The following is an 18,241-nucleotide window of genomic DNA, read 5'->3' as shown; positions in this document are numbered from 1 at the left end:
TATCGGCTCACTCAGTTATATGCTTAATCCAAGTTGATCCACAACTTTTGACCTTGATCCGTGATAACGGCAAGGCTACAACTATTGCCAGTGGCAAGCTGACAGTTCCTACTACGCTCCGGAAGGTGATTGTTATACTACCAGTGGGTTCGATGATGTGAACCGAATAAACGCTCATACACGAGTTATTGCGGTCTGGATGCCGAATAACAATTCAACCGGCGAAAGTATCTGGGAAAGCCACCGTGTCAGCGTTGATAAGGTAGAGAAGCAGATAGGATATGATTTGCTGTCAAATGTACCGGAGAGCGGGCAGCGATTGATTGAAGCAGGTATTGACAGAACTAGTATTTAAATTTTCTGTGACCAAGATGGGCGGATCATAGTTGCCTATAATTATTTATCAAGTATCTACATTCCTTACTAAGGAGTTTTACAGCTAACTTCTAATAAGCAGTTACTTAGATTGGCGTAATTGATATAGCAACACGTACAGCATGGTAACATTAGGATACTAAACTACCGTTAAGTAAAGTTGAAGGCTGAAATCAGATAATTTTAAATTATTTGTAGAAATAATTTAAAATTATCTATTCACATCTATGAAACAATTATTTACCTTTTGTTTACTTTATTTGTTGTTAAGCTGTAGTGGTGGTAGTGGAGATCCTACGCCATCAGGTAGTACAACATCTAAATGTGGGTGTTCCAAGTACAATAAGTCGGAGTGTGATACTCATTCGTGTCATTGGACGGTTGGTCAAGGATGTGGCTGCTAATGAAACGATCTATATTACCTCTCTTTTGGGCTGCATGCCTTTTTCTCACTGGTTGCCGGGTAAATCGCTATTATTATATACTGGAAGACCCAATTGACCTTTATGAATTTTCCTCTTTCTCTGGAAAGCCACTACTTACTGCTGCCCCTGGTGATACGGTTTCTACAACAGGCACAAATGGAATTCGTCTTGGCGGAACAGTTCCAGTAGAATACAGAGGCTATAGCTTCTATGCTCCATATGCCAGAGCTAGGTTTTTACATACTGTAAAGGTGCGACCAAAACGCGATGCCTTTGCCCCCGCAATTGTTTATACCAGTCGAATGCGCTATGGCCAAAATAATGCCGCTTACAGCTTGCCTAGCAATTACGGCTATACACCTTCAACCGGTGCGGTTATTCATACTGGCCCTCGTGGTGGTCGTTATTATATTAATAGTCACGGGAACAAAACATATGTTCCCCGAACTAGTAGCAGTCGACCCAGGAGTAGTAGTTATCGGTCAAAAAGCAACAGTACTTTTCGGCCTCGAAGCAGCGGATCCTATCGAAGTAGTGGAGGTAGGGGCCGACACTAAACTGAAGTACTAATACATTCTTTCAATCCTTCCTTTCTGTAAAATGGACTTCAAAGATCAAATTAAACAATTGGCGGAGCGTGTATCCCGCCTTAAAGATTCTATCCAAACTGAAGAAGCTACCAAAAATGCCTTCATAATGCCTTTCCTGAATGCGCTCGGCTATGACGTATTTAACCCCTTTGAAGTAGTTCCCGAATTCATATCCGACATCGGTACCAAGAAAGGCGAGAAGGTAGATTATGCTATTATGCGTGAGGTGAATGGCCAAATGGAGCCTTGTATGCTCATTGAATGTAAGCACTGGAAGCAAGCACTTACCCTTCACGATAACCAGTTGCTTCGCTATTTCCATGTTACCAAAGCTCGTTTTGGCATTTTGACAAATGGCATTGTCTATAGGTTTTATACAGACTTGATTGCGGCCAATAAAATGGATGAATAGCCATTTTTGGAAATTGACCTACTTGACCTCCGCGAAAATCTAATTGAAGAGTTAAAGAAGTTTAGTAAGCCTTATTTTGATGTTGATCAGATTCTGAATACGGCCAGTGAATTAAAGTATACCGGAGCATTAAAGGCTAATTTCGTTCAAGAGTTTGCTAATCCCACAGAAGCCTTTGTGAAGTTCTTTGCTAGGGGCGTATATGAAGGACCGTTAACAGCCAAAATGGTGGAGTACTTTACAGGTTAGGGTTTTCTTATAAAACGATTTGCTTTGTCAAAAACTGAATCAATGTGGGGAATTTATCCGCAAAATTGTCTAGTTGAGCCGCCATATTTTTGACACCCATACGCTCTAACAAGTTGATCACCAGTGTACGTAAACTACCTAAGAGTCGACTTACTGCTGATTGAGCCGTCCGTAATCTATCTTCGCTCAACGTTACGTCCCGCTTGTGATGCATCACTTCGACACACCAATGCTGGCGGATGGCCGCAAATAACGCTGTAGCCTCAGCTTGATGGGTAGGCTGAACATTACTCACAAAATAACGCAGTTCTTTTGTGACCACACCCGCCCGATGGCGATAGGCTTCAACACAGATTAGCGTGGCTAAACCGGTAGTATGCCAGCGTGGGGCCAGAGCTGCTGGTTTGAGTGAGTAACAACGATAAGTGCGCTGTTCTATCCGGCCATGCTGCTTTTTTAGTTTATCAACTTGTTCATAATCAGCTATATCAAATAAGTTCTTACAGACACAGTGCCGATGCAGCTTAGCCTGATTGGCTTTCAGTCCTACCACATAAGACCCGCCTGAATCGTGGATTGAATACAACGTCAGAGGAATCATATGCAAGGCATCCAAGGTAATCTTTTGCTGGCATAGATGCGGCTCTGTGAGGAGCTGGTTCACGGCTGGCCGCTCACTTTCTTTGCTTCCTGAATAATAGGTTTGGGCCACGATCTGCTGGCCCTGATGAGCTACTGCCGAGACGCACACCTCTCCGCGTGTATGCCCGGGTTGGATGCTTCCTCGCAGTTCTTTTCCGTCGATCGCAAACCAGCTCTTTTGGTCTTCATCCAGTAGGAATCCGAGCCATTCAAACAGGAGTTGGGCAAAGCGTGTTCCATTAACTTTAGCCAACAGAATGGGCAACTGCGCACGGGAAATAGCCTTATGATCAGCGAGTTGGGTTACCTCAAGAAGGGCTTCGAAATGATTGGTCATGTGCCGATGAGTCGCGATAAGTTCCCATCCCGGCCACAGCATAGAGCCGCCACTAAGCCGGTCAACACCAATGCCAGCGAATGGCGTTTACCTCGATTATCCCGCATATCCAAGTCAGGTGTTTGCTCAAGGAGTTGAAAAAATGTGGTAGTTTTAACCGGGCAAGCAGGGGTAGTCATGATTTTGTAGTGTTGCAACCACAAAAGTAGGGCTAACGACTACTTGCCCGTTTTATAAGAAAGCCCTGCTTATATTAATTAAGTTTTCTGAGGGATTTGTAAGTTATAATTTGTACATAATAAACTTAAGAATTATGGATAAGAGCAATAAATCTCTATTAAAGGAATTGATAATCCGAAAATTGTCTTTTATTAATTCCAAAAAAAACGAGAAGTATATCAACGATACCCATATAGACACTTTACTAAATTATTTGATAAATCGATATGAAAATTTTTCAACTATTGATACATTAGCTTTTCCAGGTAAGCCTTTGCCATTTGATGATATATATGAACCCTTATATTTAATATCAGCAAATGATAACAAGCTACCAAATAGTACGAAAATGGATAACCATTTAAATATTTATTCTTTTCTTTCAAGACATACCCGTATTATTATTGAAGATTTTGCAGGAATGGGCAAATCTACATTAGTGAAAAAAATTTTCAGATTATATATTCAAAAACAAATTAGCATACCTATATTAATAGAATTAAGGCATATTAATATTAATAATTCTATCATTGATGAAATAGTAAGTCAGATATATAGATCAAAATCTGAGTTAAATGAAAATTTTATTTATGATTTTTTAAAAGCAGAAAGCTTTTTAATAATATTTGATGGTTATGACGAAATATCTACCGCTGATCGAGTTTTCACATCAAAAGATCTAAGAAATTTTCTTAGAGATTATCCACAAAATTACTATATTTTAACGTCAAGGGTTGAGTCTTCATTAGTATCTGTAGGAAATTTTACAAAATTCCATATTAAGCCTTTAGTTGAGCAAGAAGCATATAATTTACTATATAGGTACGATAAATTCTCTTTAAATCGAATCGCTGATAGATTAATTGGCAAAATAAAATATGATAGCGACCCATCCATTCTTGAGTATTTAGAAAACCCATTACTGGTTTCGCTACTTTATAAAGCTTTTGAATATAAAAAAGAGATTCCTTTAAAGAAGACTTTGTTTTATAGGCAAATATTTGAGGCTTTGTTTGAATCACATGATGAAAAAAAAATGGAATATTTTAAAAGAGAAAAATATTCAAATCTGCATATTGATGATTTTGAGCGTGTATTGAGATACGTTGGATATTTTACCGCAATACAAAATAAAGTAGAATATGATTTTGACTATCTGTTTAGTAAAATACAAAAAGCAAAAACAAAAGCAAGCGATCTAAATTTCAAATCAAGTGATTTTATAACAGATTTACTTCATACAGTGCCATTATTTAAACGAGAAGGTGTTAATATTAAATGGGCCCATAAATCCTTACAAGACTATTTTGCTGCAAAATGTATTTGGTTAGACTCAAAGAAAGATCAAGAAGCTATTTTGTCTAAAATTTTTCATGATCCTAATAGTGATCAATTTGATAACATTTTAGAGCTTTTCTATGAATTTGAACCTTTGGCTTACGAGTCAACTATACTGTATTGGCAACTTATAAATTTTAAAGAGTTTGCTGATAATCACATTAATTTATTTAAATATATTCCAATTGAAATAAGAAAAAGTAGAATTGAAAAGGCATTTCATACTAGTACTTTTCTAATAGTTGAAAGTATCAAAGGTTTTAAAAATTTTAAAAAAAATAAGGATATTAAAGTATTAACAAATGATTACAATGAATTGAAGAAAATAGGAGTAAATGATTTGAACACTGAAATGACTTTTGTTGAATTTCGTAGACCCAGGGTAATAGTTATTATTTTCAGGTTGAAAAAAAGTCGCCACTATTCCGCTATAAATGTTACGGCCAAATTGTTTCCGACTTTAGTTAATTTTGAAAAAAATCCTATTAAACTTACTCCATTAAAGATTTTAGAGAAATCTAAAATATATATGGTTGATTTTTCCGAAGAAAACCCCTTAAATAATCCTTTAATATTTAAGTCAATAAATCAATATATAGCAAAGATTGGTAACATTAGTTTTATATATAATGAAGCCATGAAAAAATTACAAGAAATAGAAAGTCGTAGAATAGAAAATACTAATAATGATTTTCTTGATTGGAACACTTAAACTGAATAATTATTTTTGTCGTTTATTTTTTTTAAGCACCTCATTATTTTTTTTAATGACATTCATATCTATTCTCATTAAATTTATTGAATCACTAATTCTTTTCATATCAACTCTGATTGAATCCATTGATATTTTTACATCTTTCATATCTTGGTTAAGCCATGTGCTCCAAATGCCAATTATTAATGTTCCAGTACTTATCATTAAAGTTCCAATTACACTAATAAAAGTTATTTTTCTATCAAGGCGTTTTCCTCTTTTTTCCTCCAACTCTTTAGCTAATTCTCGTTTTTTTTGTTCTTCTAAAATTCTGTCCTGTTTATTTTGATCTTCTTTTATTGATATATATAAATTATTCTTGCCAGTTGTCTTTCCTTTCTCTGTAATGTATACCCATTGGTCATTATACCCATCGGCAGATTTTATATAACCTTCTTGTTCTAAATAATAAGTAATTTCTTTAAACTCTTTTTTATCACAGTGGCACCAAACTCGATAATTCTCAAGGTTAATTACTTTGTCGTAAGGAAATGAATATATTCTTGATAGAAGTTCAGTAATCTTTTCGTCAGTTGTCATACTTAAATTTTGAGGATATAGATTGAAATTTCTTTATTGCCTGATTGCATTTTGTTAATAGAGTATAAAGCTTATTGATTCCCTTTACGTGCCAATGGGTTATTTCACACTAGTGCAATTATGACTGATAGATATTTTCTGATAGGGCAACTCCTATAAAGGAAATTCTTTAGACATTTATTAACAAATTAAATTTGTAGCACTTATGAACAAACTTACAGAATACATCACTTGTGGACATAATTTAGATATAACTTCCGTTAAAAATATTAATAAAATTCTGGCTTTCATTTACCCCAGGCTTTCTCATAAAGCCATTTCTTGAGTTATGAACTGAATCAGGCTGTCAAATCTGTCGGCAAATTCTTCTATCTGCGCCCCCATATTCGTAGGCTTTGCTTATTGATGCGTGAATAAGCTTATAATAAACGTATCTTGTTGTCGGTATGTCAAAATACAAACAATCAGAGTACGAACTACTCCGCCGACGCTGTGTCGAACTGGATCAGCAGGGTTGGAAGCAGGGCCCTATTGCGCAAGCACTAGGCTTGACCCAAGGCTGGGTTAGTCAGACCCTCAAGAAATACCGACAGCAAGGCATAACAGCCTTGCAATGGCGAAAACCCACTGGAGCGCCCACTCGGTTAACAACCGACCAACTTGATCAACTGGTGGTTGAACTCAACAAAGGCGCTGAAGAGCATGGCTTTATGGGTGCAGTTTGGACAAGGCCCCGTGTCAATGAGGTCATTAAGAAGCTATTCGGCGTTAGTTATGACCCTTCCCAAGTTGGTCGACTCCTCAAAAAAGCAGGCTGGACGCGTCAAAAACCGTAGGTGAAAGCCCGTCAACAAGATAGGAATGCGGTGGCCCGATGGCGGCAAGAGCGTATAGTAGAACTTAAAAAAAGCGCAGGATGAACAGCGAGTTATTTTATATGTCGATGAGTCGGCCTGCTATCTATTGCCTTTGTTGGCTCACACTTGGGCTCCGTGCGGTCAGACACCCGTACTTATTGAGCAGGCAGGCTGATCCCATCTTAGTTTAATTGCTGCCATTGCCCCCAACGGTCGTCTGTATGTAGCGGGTCAGGATCAGCCCTTTACTAGCGAGGATATAGTCTGGTTTCTGAATAAACTTTGTAGTCGCTATCGCAAGCGGAACCTGTTAGTGATTTGGGATGGCGCAGCTATCCACCGCAGCGAAGCTGTTAAGAATCTGTTAACTGATAAAGCGGGTCGAGTTCATCTGGAGCGGTTACCAGCTTATAGTCCAGAACTCAACCCAGTTGAGTTGGTATGGAGTTATCTAAAGCGAAGCTTAAAAAATCAGCCGGGCCGCCGGTGCGGTATTTACCAACTTAGACGAACTGACCATAGCGGTTCTGGAACAAATCAAACGCTTGGAAGAAAATCCAAAGCTGGTGCAGGCCTTCTTCCAAAAAAAGGAAATAGGCTTCATTACAAGTTAATTCACAGGTCTATAACATAGAAGGCCAGCTACTTGAAACCATCCTAGACACATTGCAGGCTGCTACTACTGAACTGGCTAAAAGCAGGGAGCAAATTAAACAGCTTGAAGAAAACAGTCTACTCACTGAACAGGAAGCACAGAAGTATTTAGGGCGTGACGTAGACACACTGAGGTACTATAGGGCACTTGGCCTTGACTCATTCAAAAAAGGGAAAGACCGATGGTATTCAAAGGCAGACATAGACGCCTGGCTAGCTAGTGGTAAAGTGAGTAGACATACCAGGTAAAGTAATAGCTACTATTTAAAGCAGAAGCACTTCTTTGTATAGAATACCAGGTTGTTGAATCAAAAATAATTTTCAAATTGGATCTACTTCTTATGTCTGTTTACTCGACCTTCATTTGGCCAATCATCAATAAGCCCTTTTGAATACCATCGGTCAGCACCGACTTTAAAGGATGGCAAACCTTGCGTTCGGTAGTATCTGATTGTTTCCCCGTGCTTCTGTAGATATTCCTGAATCTGCTGTTCAGTCATTAGCTTACCCCGATCAGCTTCTAGACGTAACTTTTCTTCACGATTAAGGGCTTTTTCGAGTTGGACAGTTGCAGCCTTTAGAGGAGTAAGGGTCTGTTCTAACAGGTGGCCCTCTATCTGAATAATCATGTACGTTGCTTTTTCTAAAGTAAAATTTCCTTCAACTGTCGCCAGTCAAACGGAGCAAGTCCAGTAGCCTCTCCGCGATACATCGGTACTGGTTTATACAGATGCCTGCTACCGTTCACTCAGTTCATGAAAGAGCGAAAGTGCTATAAGGTGTAAATTGCTTTCGTGCTGACTATCAACAAAGAGGCCGTTGAGCAAACCTTAAATACCAGGCAAATGGGCTACCTGATTACTTTTCTGATTGGCGTTCTTTTCCTTGCCGGTTCACTGTACTTAGTTTCTACCTCTGTTCATTTTATAAAGACCGGTACGCGTACCGTGGCCACAGTCGAAGAGCTTGTTCAGGAACGTAGCAAAAAGGGAAAGTCCACTTACCGGCCTATTTTTCGATTTACTACGATCACGGGTAAAGACATCCATTATGCCTACAAGGTGGCCAGCTCTCCGCCAGACTGGGCCGTGGGCGAAAAAGCTACCGTTGTGTATAAGCTAGACGATCCTGAAAATCCAATGGTGCTCAGTTACTTTGGCGCCTTTGGCTGGGCAGTCATTGCATTGGCCATTGCCTCCGTACTACTCATTATTGGGGGCGGCTATTACCTGTTCGGCTATTACGCAAAGCAATTTTTAGTGTAGGTATCAGCCATTGTCGGACTTGGTTATCTCACTCTCCTTATTTCGCATTGACTTCCCGTTGACGCTCTAATTGTTGGCGAATCAAGTGTAGCCGCCGAATGCTGGCTTTGTTCCCATCCTGAGCGGTGGCAACGGCCAGCTTTACACAGTTAAACAGATTGGAGGTTTTCGCCCAGGGAGAAATCACAAATGGTGTTTCGGGCAGGTGGCGACACCGGAAATAAGTAAGCAGTTCGTCTAACTCGTTCATAGTTACTTACTATACGATTGAGGAGGTGGCGAGGTTTTGAAAATCTACCATTCTTTACTAAAAGGTAGGTTGTTCCACCCAATTCATGACTTGTCTGGTAAACCGGCTTACAATGGCATTGGATTTTAGTTGATTAGCTGACCAGCTATTGGATCAAATGGAGAGCTTTTTGTTTCCAATCAGAAGGACTGGAATGCAGCAGGAGCCAGAGAAAGGAGCGAGTAGTGTGTTGCCGAAATCTAGATGGAATTTAGTAAATGTTAATAGTTAATTAAAAGGAGTAAACTACAGATATACAGTTTTTTAGCGACTCGAAAATTTATGGTAAATATTCATCCGTTCACTCATAAAAACGGAGTATTGGCAAGGTTTTGGCATCGTTTCATACAAAAAACAACAATCGTCATGGCCTCTCCCATAAACATCCATTTACTGAAAGAATACATCAAGACATTCATTGCCACGGAGGTAGTCTTTCCGGGTATTCCGCCCCGGCAGTGGGGTGCCGAGTTTAGCCGTTCGGAGTTGAATGCGATTTACGTTGGGCTAAAATTTGTCATTAAAAAGGCTCACCCCCTCCAGGACAGAGCGATGATTGCCGCCTTCGAGCAAATTGACGAGTCGGAGTCGTTGAATTTGCACTGGTTCTTGTACGACTATTGGCGTGAAGTGGTCATCATCCTGGGGCTCTACCCTAATTTGGGTGATAGCCACCCATCCAGTTATAGTCCCAGGCAACCCTACCAGGGTTGGAGTTGGCACTAGTCAGTCAGAACTAGTTGCCTGATGTACCGTCGGCATAAGCGGTTGTGTGCAGAAAATTGGTATGGGTACGATGAAGATATAGGCTACCGGAGAGGGTTGAGGAAAGGCCTGGCCAACTCGACATGCTGATGAAGCGCTTGCGGGAAACGAAATAAATTTCCAACAAAAAAAAGCCCCTTCCTTTTCAGGTTGGGGCTTCGTATATAGGTTGGTTGTCTGCTCTTATGGACTAGAATGGCAGGTACTAGTCTTTAGATAACGGAACCCTGAAAAAGTCACAAAAAACGCTGGACTCAAGCGGGCCAGCGTTAAAATCTACTCCATAAGTGATTGCTAAGTGCAATTGGAAACTAATAGACGTTAAACTGGCTAATTAGTAACATGGGAATGATACAAAGAGCTTGGGGCCGTATTTCCGGGCTATGAAAAATGGCTACGTTTGTTAAGTTAGTTACGGACGCCTATGAGGCCCAACAGCCAGCTCCCCACGCGACGTATTGGACGATTGGTTTTCTCGTCTGGAGAAACTGGACCTGCCTCGGGACCTGATGTGTCGGTAGTAAGCTGTCTTTTGATGGATTCAATTACAGTATCTGATGGCTTTTTGGATTGAATAAGCCGAACGGCTTCAATAGGAATTGTTAGTTGTTTACTCCCTGTTTTTGTTTTTACCAAAACTGAATAGTTCAGCTCGTCTTTGGGAGAATGCTCCAGATACTGAATAGCGCCAGCCATACCCAGTAACAACTCGATTGGCTCTTTGTCCGATTTGTAATATGCGTTCATTGTGTAGTTGTTTATACCGTTTCAGATCGGTCGATGTGCTTGGGTATAATGACGCATTGCTAAAGCAAAAAGCTGCAAAATCAACCACACTATGACTATGCCGCTCGATTAGTCTACACTTTCGGTGAAACGGCACGAGATCATACGCTTAGTAGGTGACAACGTTCTCTTATCGGCCATCTTTATCATCGTTGCTGATTTTCTTGCCTTTTTTACCGCCCCCCGTATTCATTTGCCCAAAGCGCCATTCAAAGGTGAGCCGCACGGAACGACGGATAAAATAGGAGTGAGCTTCTGATTCAAAGGTCGGTGCCGATTGCCGGTTGGTCTGACTTACTCCTCGGTTAAACGGATTGTTCAGCCCGAGTGTCAGACTGGCCTTTTTGTCCATGAATTCGCGCTTGGCAGAAATACTGTGCCAGTAGAAACCCGTATTGGTACCTTGCAGACTTAGCCAGCCCGAACTAAAGTTTCCATTGGCCTGTAGGGTATAGTTTTGAGGTAGTTTGTAGCTGGTGTTTAAATTGACACTCCAGACCAGTCCACTGTTGCTCTGATTTAGCGCCGGGCTATTCAACATTACATAACGAATGTCGCCACCTCCATTTAAATTCCAGTTCTTAACCGGCTGACTGGATAGATTCAGGTTTAAACCAACTGCTTTTCGCTGGGCAATATTCTGGGGCTTACTGATGGAGATGCCGGCTGCGTCAACCGTTGAGAGGTAGTCGATCGCATTGTTGGTAAGCCGATAATACAGGGCCGTATTTACCGATAGTCCTTTCTTGGTACTCACATTGTACGAAAGTTCACTGGCATGGCTCAGTTCGGGATTGAGATACGGATTGCCCGTCTGGATATTTTTAGGATCGCTTTGGTTGAGCCAGGGATTCAGATACCAGACCATCGGACGCTGGATGCGTTGGGTATAGCTGATCTTCAGGGTATGCGTTTTAATGCTTTTGGAGAGGGTGATGCTGGGAATCAGATTCGTATACTCACTGGCGAGTTTGGTTTGCGTGGTCAGGAAATCCCCCCGAATATCGGTATGTTCAAAGCGGGCACCGGCATTCAAACTCCACTTCCGTTTCGTATCGATCCGCAAGGCAGTATAGCCCGAATAAATCCGTTGTGTGTAGTTGAAGTCGTTTGATTGAGAGGAGTCGGCTACCAGGGGACTCTGCCCATCCAGCGACTGCGTAACCCGGTATTCACTACCAATGTCGCGCAGAATACCTTTTGCGCCAATCTCAAGTTTGATATTGGTCGTGTCTCGTCGTCCATTAATTGTGAACGGGTGAGTGTAGTCAGTCTGAAAGGTGTATTCGGTATTGTTGCTGTAGTTGGAACTGTGTTGCCGATAGATCAGTAAATCGGCCGTGGAAAATCGGTCGGTGTCATACACGTAATTATCGGGCATTCGGCTGAACTGGGTTAAGATCGAAAACTCCTGTCCGGGCTTTTGAAACGATTTGGTGTAGCCAAGATCAAATTGCCCATTGCCGTATGGATTCCGGAAATTAACGTTATTTCGAAAGGCCTGCAATTCAGCCCCAGCCGGATTCGTCAGTCGGTTCACCACCGTGCTGTTATTGGGATAATAGCCACCCCATGCATTAGCCGCAAAGTTGATATGATTGGTAGAATCCGGGTCATAGTCAACACTCATCTCGCCATATCCGCCGGTGCCCGTATTGTCGGCACTACTCGTCTGGGTCAGTATGTTCAATGGCACGCTCGGGCCATCACTACTGGGCAGGAGGGTGGTTCGGACGGATTGATTTTCGCGCTGGTTACGAAACTGGTAACCATTGGCAGACAGCGAAAGGCCAAACTTCTTTTTCTTCAGATTAAGGCTTGTCCCAATTCCCCGGTTTAGATTACCCGCCGTAACCGAAGCGGTGCCATTAAAGCCCTGGAGGGCTTTTTTTGTGATAATATTGATGATCCCGGCCGATCCTTCAGCATCGTACTTGGCCCCTGGGCTGGTAATGACTTCAATGGATTTGATAACATTCGCGGGCATCTGGCGGAGAGCATCGGCCAGATTACGGGCCATCATGGCTGAGGGCTTTCCGTTGATCAACACCTTGATATTTCCGTTGCCCCGCATCTGCACGTTCCCATCCATGTCAACGCTTAGGGTAGGTACTTTTCGGAGTACATCGGCTGCCGTACCGCCCGCATTCGAGATATCTTTTTCCGCGTTATAAACGAGTCGATCACCTTTATCTTCAACAATCGCTTTCTGACCAGCCACCGTTACTTCGCCCAGTGTTTTTCCTTCCGAAGCAAGCAGGATAGAACCGAGCTGACGTTCGGGTTGATCTGCGGTAAGTACGACTGGCAGATTTTTGGTACTGTATCCCACAAATGACACCGTTAACCGATAACTGCCTACAGGTAAATTAGGCAGGATGAACATGCCTGCTCCATCGGTAGTGGTTCCGGTAATCAGTTTAGCGCCATTCATCAGGGCCACCGTGGCGAAAGGAACGGGCTTTGTTGTTGTTGAATCCGTAAGCGAGCCGGACAGCTTACCGGGGTTAAGGGCTTGGGCCAGGGCACTAGCAGCCCCGACGCCAAGCAGAAGCAGCGTGAAAAGATGTTTCATCGAAAAGTAGATCAGAAAGAGAACCTGTTAGAAGCGAGTGACTAAGCCAGCAGGGATTAAATTGTGGTGGATAACAGCAGCGTGATCCGGTTTCACGCTTATCCGTTACTTAAATGAAAGATGGATGTTGACACACATATGTTGCATCCTACGTTAAAATAGCCCGCAGATTTTTATGATCATTATGAGTTAGGTGTGATTTTACCCGCAATAGCCAGCATTCGAAGAACCAGAAAAATCATAATCGCATTCGCGGCCAGGCAATCATTACAATCATAAAAATCTGTGTTCTATTTCGTAGACGACTCAACCGGCAAAGTATTACAGATTGGTGCTAAAAAAAGTACAGCTGAACTCCCTAAGGTACTTGATGAGCCTAATTCCGATTAATTCTCAACTTAAACTGACAACCATGATCAGGCAAGAGAAAGATATTTGCCGATGTAACTAATGACTCGCACCATGGCTGATTTTGATCATCGAATCCTATTTGTGACTATCTACGCGGCTTTTAATGCACGGGCCATTGACGAGGTACTGGTTAATATGCATCCTGACGTCGATTGGCCAAACGGCTGGGAAGGAGGATGGGTAAAGGGGCATGATGCTGTGCGCGACTACTGGACCCGTCAGTGGAACGTAGTGAATCCGCGGGTTGAGCCACTACGCTGCGAAACCGATGTGAATGGCCAGATTGTTGTTGATGTTCACCAGGTTGTAAAGGATCTGTCAGGTACTATTCTGGCAGACGAGATGGTACAGCATGTCTACCAACTGGAGGATGGGCTTATTCGGCGGATGGAGATCAGGGAAGTTTGAGTAAGTGCCTACTCTCCATCCGCCAGCAAGGGTTACTTTTGGATAACCGGAAACTGCGAAATCCGTAGAGTCGTGCATCCATAGGGAACCAGGCTAATTTCTTCTTCCTGTTCGGCTTTCAGAGTATAGATCGGGCTGTACGGAATTGGTCCAGCCATCTCGCTATAGAGTTGCCAGAACGGAATACGCTTCGCTTTTACCCGAATTTCTGAAGGGGCATTTTCCAGATTCCAGGGGTAATTTGTTATCGTTTCTTTGTTGATCACCTTTGTAGTTTGGGCTAACTGCTTATCGGCTACGTCCAGTAATCCGAAGTTCCAGGGCGTGGTGGGACGAACCTCCGTATAGTGGTTACCGTAATTAATCGGGTCTTTGTCATTCTGGACACCGGTCGATTCTTCTCCCATTTTCAGCGCGTACGTCAGTGGGCCCCGTTCAATGGAAACGGAGTTTTCGTACCACTGATTTTTGAACACGTGCATGGGCAGGCGCAACTCGACCACATCGCCCGATTTCCACGTGCGATTGATCACGACGATCTGATTACCTGCTGATGTTTTTAAAAGCGTACCGTTTACCGAAATACTGGCCTCCCTGCACCAGGCTGGAATTCGCAGGTGGAACGGAAATTTGAGTGGGTTTGCAGACTTATCTGTCGTCAATGTAAACCGGATGAGGTCATTGAACGGGTAGGTAGTTTCTTCCGTGAAACTTACTTCATGGCCGCCCGCCACATAGGCCTTTACCTGACTGGGCGAATAAACCAAAGCCGCTAGACCCTGATCAGCGGTAGCATACCATAGGCTTTGGGTAAATTTGGGCCAGCCCTGGTGCATGTTGGCCGTGCAGCAAGGATAGCCCGTCAGCAAGCCCACGCAGCCATCGGTGCCGCCATGATTTTGATCGAAATTACGTACATGTCGCGTCAGCATGACCTGATTGGCCTGTTGAAAATACTGACGGCCCATAAAGTCATCGCTAACCTGAGCAGGCAAGGCATTAAAGGCGATTTTCTCCAACTGGTCGGCAAAGGATACGTTGCCCGTAATACCAACCATACTTTCCAGGCTAAACATCATTTCCACGGCCGTACAAAGTTCAGACCCCTGGGTGGGATTGTTGCCATGCAGGGCTTCGTCGCCCCCGTACAGGCCATGGGCCATCCCATTGTACCGGCGGATGTCGGCAAATCCTTTGGTTACGGCTTCCAGATACCTGGGTTCGGTGTGCTGCTGGTAGTAAATTATTGGCTCTTTGATACCCTGAGCCAGGTTTACACAGTGAATGCTGCCTAGTTGGGAGAGCATGTTGGTGTTCAGAAACCCGTTGGTATAATCGAAGGTTTGCTTGTGAAGGAGGTCGGCTAGTTTGAGCAGAAATGCATCGCCAGTTTGGTTGTAAAGCCAGTAAACAACCATCAGGTTATCGCCAGCCCGGTACCGCGCCCAGAACGTCCAGTGATCGAGCGGGTAGGTGGGGAGTTGCTGCAACTGATATTTGAAGTAGTTGGTCATCAGCTTAATCACGCGAGGATCTCCGGTTGCCGAGTGGTACTGCTTCAGGATTTTGAGCATCACCATTTTAGGCCACCAGTCCTGACAATTATCGCGTTGCAGACCTGCCTCATGCGGATAATCTTTTAATGGACCAAAATAGCCATTGGGTTGCTGGCTGTTAATGGCCCACTCTACCCAGGGTTTCGTTTTGGCAATCAGTTCCTGATCATCCAGCAGATAGGCGAGGGGCAACAGACCGTCGATCCAATACGGGCCCCGTTCCCACTGGTCACCATCACCACCCAGCCAGCCATTCCGATTGCCCATCACGGATGGATAGAGCTCATCGAGACGCCCCGATGCCCCCGTCTTTTGCCGTAAAAGCATTTCCTTAAGCCAGCCATTAGCCTTGATAGCCCCCAGCGGTAACTCGATATAGGGATTGGGACGAAGTGGCTTTCGGTTGTTTAGATAGGTCCGGGAGGAAATGGGCTTACCTGACGGCTGAGCACTTGTTTGGATGGCTATGAGTAAACAAAATAAACACAAAAGAGATAGGCGCATAAAAGGTCGAGCAGATGAATCGTTTCCTGTATCAGATGGTAAAGGAACAAATGACTAAAAATTACCATTTTGGGCTAGCCTACAAAACTTGACGACCGTTTGCACGGAAATTGGGGATGCAGGTTAGTCTTTTTGCTTATTTGTTGCCTAAAGGGTGGATTATAGTGTTGAATTGAATTAAAAAGGAACATGAAGCTAGTATGAGAGTTCGTCAAATTGCGGTTTCTGTTTTAAGCGTGTTCGTTAGTCATGCGGTCTGGTCGCAAAGCCCTGTTAGTGGAACTGGAAGCCTCAGTTCCGGTGGACGAACCCGTACGTTCTCCTATCATTTACCCACTAACCTTCCCAAAGACAATTTGCCAGTTGTTCTTGCCTATCATGGCGATGGTGGAACAGGGGCTTCCTTTCAAGCCTATGCCGGATTGGATGCGGTTGCCAATGCACAGAATTTCATTGTGGTCTATCCCGATGCCGTACCGGTAGGAGGGAGCCTTCAATTTAACAAATACGCCGATACAGCACCCGGATTTGGCACGGCTGGTGATGCAAACGGCCCCAATCCCGCTGACCCCAATGCGCCCGACGATGTATTGTTTACATCAGATCTGATTGACTATTTCGCTCAGAAATACCGCATCAACCGAAATCGGGTGTATGTGACTGGCCACTCAGGAGGGGGCTATATGTGCTATTTCCTGAGTATGGCGTTGCCGACTAAAATTGCAGCTATTGCGCCTGTTGCGGCCAGTTTATGGGGCAACAACAAGTACCTAAACACCTACTTCTCCGCAACTACTTACAAACCCATCCCCGTTTTGCATATTCACAGTAAAGGTGATCCGACGGTAGATGCCCCCATCATTCCGTACCCAAAAACACCGGCTTACGTCTGGCCACTCTCAAATTACTCAGGCCTTAACTGCAATAACTGGAGTACATACTCAACCACGGCCGTTAACCCGAACGTAGATTCGTTAACCTTTTGTGGGTCCGGAAAAAAGGTGGTGCTATTGATGACAAAAGACGCTACCCATGGCTGGAGTTCGCAGTTTAACGTGGCACAAACGATCTGGAATTTTGTAAAAGCCTATCAGCTCAATTCGTTTCCAGAAGTTGATAATCACCTGAAAGTAGATCAGTTCGGCTATCTGTCATTGGCCAGGAAAACGGCTGTGATCAGTAGCCCGCAAACAGGCTATAATTCATCAGAAACCTTTACTCCCTCCAGCTATTATCAAATCCGCAAAGCCGCGAACGATGCCGTAGTGTTGCGGGGAACGCCAACAGCCTGGAATGGGGGAGCTACCCATGCCCAATCGGGCGATAAAGTCTGGTGGTTTGATTTTTCATCCGTTCAGGAAGCGGGCCAGTATTACGTCTATGATTCACTTCAGCATAAACGTTCCTACACCTTTGAGATCGGAAATACGGTCTACCAACCCGTTCTGAAGCAAGCTGCCCGCGTTTTTTTCTATCAACGGAGCGGTTTTGCTAAACAGACACCCTATGCTCAGGCCCCCTGGACCGATGGCGCTGCGTTCCTGGGTACGCAACAGGATACCGATTGCCGACTCGTTAGTAACACGAGTGCGGCTACTTCGCTTGACTTACAGGGAGGCTGGTTCGATGCGGGCGATTACAATAAATACGTACCCTTTACCTACGGCCCACTTGTCGATATGCTCCTGGCTTATCAGGAGAATCCGGTAGCCTGGACGGATGATTTTGCCATTCCGGAGTCGGGAAATGGGGTGCCGGATTTACTGGACGAAGTAAAATGGGAACTCGACTGGTTACGACGGATGCAGCAGCCGAATGGCTCGTTGCTTCATAAAGTATCGGTCACGGATTTCAGTGCTACCTCGCTCCCCAGTGCCGATACGCACGTTCGTCGGTACGGAGCCGCCAGTACCGATGCCACGGCAACGGGGGCGGCTGTATTTGCGCTGGCAGCCATTCAGTTTAAATCGCTCAGTAACCCACAAATGCAGACCTATGGGAGCACACTTCAGGCCGCGGCCATCAGGGCCTTCAACTGGGCGACTGCCAATCCGGCCGTGCTATTTAACAACAATGGATTTCAGAGTGTTGCGGCTACCTATTCAGACCATGACCGATTAGCACGTCGGGTTGCCGCAGCTGCTTTTCTGTTTGTACTCACCGGCGACAATACGTATAAGACTTTTTTTGATGCGAACTACAGCCAGATTCACCTGCTTCAGTGGGGATTTGCCCCGGGCAATGGGTTGGGGATACCGACCCAGTAGCCGATTCATCTGATTCTCGTTCT

Annotated in this window: 19 protein-coding genes; 11 read left to right on the top strand and 8 right to left on the bottom strand. The window is 43.8% G+C overall.

The genetic code is table 11. The annotated features are described in order from the left end of the window. Positions 1–157 precede the first annotated feature (157 nt). The 3 genes from ACYVGO_RS38730 (at position 158) to ACYVGO_RS38720 (ending at position 2,051) form a co-directional block, all read left to right on the top strand. On the top strand, positions 158–355 hold the full coding sequence (locus ACYVGO_RS38730; protein ID WP_460974158.1) for a hypothetical protein: 198 nt from the start codon (positions 158–160) through the stop codon (positions 353–355). Between the two features lie 1,045 nt (positions 356–1,400). Then, positions 1,401–1,802, top strand: a complete 402-nt coding sequence (locus ACYVGO_RS38725) for a type I restriction endonuclease (RefSeq protein WP_460974157.1) — start codon at positions 1,401–1,403, stop codon at positions 1,800–1,802. A 6-nt stretch (positions 1,803–1,808) separates the two neighbouring features. Continuing rightward, positions 1,809–2,051: a hypothetical protein gene (locus ACYVGO_RS38720; protein WP_460974156.1), complete on the top strand. Its 243-nt coding sequence runs from the start codon at positions 1,809–1,811 to the stop codon at positions 2,049–2,051. 7 nt (positions 2,052–2,058) lie between these two features. On the opposite strand, the gene ACYVGO_RS38715 is transcribed toward ACYVGO_RS38720, so the two are convergent. Next, on the bottom strand, positions 2,059–3,030 hold the full coding sequence (locus ACYVGO_RS38715; RefSeq protein WP_460974155.1) for an ISAs1 family transposase: 972 nt from the start codon (positions 3,028–3,030) through the stop codon (positions 2,059–2,061). Beyond that, positions 3,027–3,209: a hypothetical protein gene (locus tag ACYVGO_RS38710; RefSeq protein WP_460974154.1), complete on the bottom strand. Its 183-nt coding sequence runs from the start codon at positions 3,207–3,209 to the stop codon at positions 3,027–3,029. The genes ACYVGO_RS38715 and ACYVGO_RS38710 overlap by 4 nt, the downstream gene beginning before the upstream one ends. Before the next feature lie 134 nt (positions 3,210–3,343). Here ACYVGO_RS38710 and ACYVGO_RS38705 point away from each other — a divergent pair, with 134 nt between their 5' ends. Then, positions 3,344–5,299, top strand: a complete 1,956-nt coding sequence (locus tag ACYVGO_RS38705) for an NACHT domain-containing protein (RefSeq protein WP_460974153.1) — start codon at positions 3,344–3,346, stop codon at positions 5,297–5,299. 9 nt (positions 5,300–5,308) lie between these two features. Here ACYVGO_RS38705 and ACYVGO_RS38700 read toward each other — a convergent pair whose 3' ends face one another. Then, positions 5,309–5,881, bottom strand: a complete 573-nt coding sequence (locus ACYVGO_RS38700) for a hypothetical protein (RefSeq protein WP_460974152.1) — start codon at positions 5,879–5,881, stop codon at positions 5,309–5,311. 446 nt (positions 5,882–6,327) lie between these two features. Here ACYVGO_RS38700 and ACYVGO_RS38695 point away from each other — a divergent pair, with 446 nt between their 5' ends. The 3 genes from ACYVGO_RS38695 (at position 6,328) to ACYVGO_RS38685 (ending at position 7,641) form a co-directional block, all read left to right on the top strand. Next, a complete protein-coding gene (locus ACYVGO_RS38695) occupies positions 6,328–6,717 on the top strand; it encodes a helix-turn-helix domain-containing protein (RefSeq protein WP_460974151.1) in 390 nt (129 codons plus the stop codon). 211 nt (positions 6,718–6,928) lie between these two features. Continuing rightward, complete coding sequence (locus tag ACYVGO_RS38690) at positions 6,929–7,372, top strand: transposase (RefSeq protein WP_460974159.1); 444 nt, start codon at positions 6,929–6,931, stop codon at positions 7,370–7,372. A gap of 32 nt (positions 7,373–7,404) precedes the next feature. Continuing rightward, on the top strand, positions 7,405–7,641 hold the full coding sequence (locus tag ACYVGO_RS38685) for a helix-turn-helix domain-containing protein (protein WP_460974150.1): 237 nt from the start codon (positions 7,405–7,407) through the stop codon (positions 7,639–7,641). 83 nt (positions 7,642–7,724) lie between these two features. Here ACYVGO_RS38685 and ACYVGO_RS38680 read toward each other — a convergent pair whose 3' ends face one another. After that, a complete protein-coding gene (locus ACYVGO_RS38680) occupies positions 7,725–8,021 on the bottom strand; it encodes a hypothetical protein (RefSeq protein WP_460974149.1) in 297 nt (98 codons plus the stop codon). A 165-nt stretch (positions 8,022–8,186) separates the two neighbouring features. Between ACYVGO_RS38680 and ACYVGO_RS38675 the strand changes: the two genes are divergently transcribed. After that, positions 8,187–8,657, top strand: a complete 471-nt coding sequence (locus ACYVGO_RS38675; protein ID WP_460974148.1) for a DUF3592 domain-containing protein — start codon at positions 8,187–8,189, stop codon at positions 8,655–8,657. A 37-nt stretch (positions 8,658–8,694) separates the two neighbouring features. Here the strand turns inward: ACYVGO_RS38675 and ACYVGO_RS38670 are convergent, their stop codons facing one another. Next, positions 8,695–8,907, bottom strand: coding sequence for a DUF6965 family protein (locus ACYVGO_RS38670; RefSeq protein WP_460974147.1), 213 nt, complete (start codon positions 8,905–8,907; stop codon positions 8,695–8,697). 405 nt (positions 8,908–9,312) lie between these two features. Here ACYVGO_RS38670 and ACYVGO_RS38665 point away from each other — a divergent pair, with 405 nt between their 5' ends. After that, positions 9,313–9,672 carry a hypothetical protein gene (locus ACYVGO_RS38665; protein ID WP_142772586.1) on the top strand — a complete coding sequence of 120 codons (360 nt, stop codon included), beginning with the start codon at positions 9,313–9,315 and terminating at the stop codon, positions 9,670–9,672. Positions 9,673–10,119: 447 nt separating this feature from the next. On the opposite strand, the gene ACYVGO_RS38660 is transcribed toward ACYVGO_RS38665, so the two are convergent. After that, positions 10,120–10,458, bottom strand: a complete 339-nt coding sequence (locus ACYVGO_RS38660; protein WP_460974146.1) for a hypothetical protein — start codon at positions 10,456–10,458, stop codon at positions 10,120–10,122. A gap of 169 nt (positions 10,459–10,627) precedes the next feature. Next, complete coding sequence (locus tag ACYVGO_RS38655; RefSeq protein WP_460974145.1) at positions 10,628–13,072, bottom strand: TonB-dependent receptor; 2,445 nt, start codon at positions 13,070–13,072, stop codon at positions 10,628–10,630. 450 nt (positions 13,073–13,522) lie between these two features. Here ACYVGO_RS38655 and ACYVGO_RS38650 point away from each other — a divergent pair, with 450 nt between their 5' ends. Continuing rightward, a complete protein-coding gene (locus ACYVGO_RS38650; RefSeq protein ID WP_460974144.1) occupies positions 13,523–13,891 on the top strand; it encodes a nuclear transport factor 2 family protein in 369 nt (122 codons plus the stop codon). 32 nt (positions 13,892–13,923) lie between these two features. Here ACYVGO_RS38650 and ACYVGO_RS38645 read toward each other — a convergent pair whose 3' ends face one another. Further along, a complete protein-coding gene (locus ACYVGO_RS38645) occupies positions 13,924–15,951 on the bottom strand; it encodes a beta-L-arabinofuranosidase domain-containing protein (RefSeq protein WP_460974143.1) in 2,028 nt (675 codons plus the stop codon). A 200-nt stretch (positions 15,952–16,151) separates the two neighbouring features. Between ACYVGO_RS38645 and ACYVGO_RS38640 the strand changes: the two genes are divergently transcribed. Next, positions 16,152–18,218 carry a glycoside hydrolase family 9 protein gene (locus tag ACYVGO_RS38640; RefSeq protein ID WP_460974142.1) on the top strand — a complete coding sequence of 689 codons (2,067 nt, stop codon included), beginning with the start codon at positions 16,152–16,154 and terminating at the stop codon, positions 18,216–18,218. The last annotated feature ends 23 nt before the right edge of the window (positions 18,219–18,241 follow it).

This window comes from Spirosoma migulaei, from assembly GCF_054776855.1.
This window is presented reverse-complemented; position numbering and strand designations above follow the sequence as displayed.

Coding starts and splice junctions, on each gene's coding strand:
- ACYVGO_RS38715 (WP_460974155.1), bottom strand. CDS start 3,030: ATGACCAATCATTTCGAAGCCCTTCTTGAGGTAACCCAACTCGCTGAT.
- ACYVGO_RS38705 (WP_460974153.1), top strand. CDS start 3,344: ATGGATAAGAGCAATAAATCTCTATTAAAGGAATTGATAATCCGAAAA.
- ACYVGO_RS38680 (WP_460974149.1), bottom strand. CDS start 8,021: ATGATTATTCAGATAGAGGGCCACCTGTTAGAACAGACCCTTACTCCT.
- ACYVGO_RS38710 (WP_460974154.1), bottom strand. CDS start 3,209: ATGACTACCCCTGCTTGCCCGGTTAAAACTACCACATTTTTTCAACTC.
- ACYVGO_RS38700 (WP_460974152.1), bottom strand. CDS start 5,881: ATGACAACTGACGAAAAGATTACTGAACTTCTATCAAGAATATATTCA.
- ACYVGO_RS38670 (WP_460974147.1), bottom strand. CDS start 8,907: ATGAACGAGTTAGACGAACTGCTTACTTATTTCCGGTGTCGCCACCTG.
- ACYVGO_RS38725 (WP_460974157.1), top strand. CDS start 1,401: ATGGACTTCAAAGATCAAATTAAACAATTGGCGGAGCGTGTATCCCGC.
- ACYVGO_RS38695 (WP_460974151.1), top strand. CDS start 6,328: ATGTCAAAATACAAACAATCAGAGTACGAACTACTCCGCCGACGCTGT.
- ACYVGO_RS38645 (WP_460974143.1), bottom strand. CDS start 15,951: ATGCGCCTATCTCTTTTGTGTTTATTTTGTTTACTCATAGCCATCCAA.
- ACYVGO_RS38650 (WP_460974144.1), top strand. CDS start 13,523: ATGACTCGCACCATGGCTGATTTTGATCATCGAATCCTATTTGTGACT.
- ACYVGO_RS38660 (WP_460974146.1), bottom strand. CDS start 10,458: ATGAACGCATATTACAAATCGGACAAAGAGCCAATCGAGTTGTTACTG.
- ACYVGO_RS38665 (WP_142772586.1), top strand. CDS start 9,313: ATGGCCTCTCCCATAAACATCCATTTACTGAAAGAATACATCAAGACA.
- ACYVGO_RS38640 (WP_460974142.1), top strand. CDS start 16,152: ATGAGAGTTCGTCAAATTGCGGTTTCTGTTTTAAGCGTGTTCGTTAGT.
- ACYVGO_RS38655 (WP_460974145.1), bottom strand. CDS start 13,072: ATGAAACATCTTTTCACGCTGCTTCTGCTTGGCGTCGGGGCTGCTAGT.